Here is a 553-nt window from a genome sequence, read left to right as displayed (position 1 = left end):
TAAGTAATTTTCCTGACTATCCTACTTTTGCGATTTGGATTAGTGGGATTTTACGAGATCCAAAAAGTGTAAGGGAAGAAACGGCTAAACGAATTTTGAAGGCTCTACATCAAAAAACTGATTTCAAACCATAAAATCAAATTATCCATATGAGCTAATAAATTTCGTGAAACATAGCTTAAAAAATAGGCGTGGAACATGAAAAATTATTAAAAAAGCCCAAGTATGCATACTTGGGCTTTTTACTACACGCTAAGCTAATGACTTATATAAAATAAAAAAGAGCATTTCGTATAAGGTGTATTATGTTAATTTTAGAAAATCTAAAATATTAAGTACTTATCTTTTATGATATTATTGATAATGGTTATCGTTAATTATTGAATTATGAAAAAATTAAGTGCTTGGATAAGTAAATTCTCATTTTTTGAATATATTGGCTTATTACCATTCGGGACAATAATCTCTAATTATTTTTTAGATAAACCATTAATTAATATCGGTATTTTCTTTGGCTATTGTTTGGTTGGTTCAGTTTTGTCAATTTCAAAAC

General features: G+C 27.3%; 1 pseudogene. It reads left to right on the top strand.

Features of this window, described 5'->3' with window-relative positions:
* Nucleotides 1-134 (top strand): annotated as a pseudogene (locus tag RR876_RS17230) (replication initiation protein); the annotation flags it as partial.
* Nucleotides 135-553: the final 419 nt, after the last annotated feature.

It is taken from the genome of Acinetobacter sp., from assembly GCF_036666595.1.
Classification (GTDB): Bacteria; Pseudomonadota; Gammaproteobacteria; order Pseudomonadales; family Moraxellaceae; genus Acinetobacter.
The sequence above is the reverse complement of the archived record's forward strand: the minus strand, read 5'-3'. Positions and strand labels throughout refer to the sequence as shown.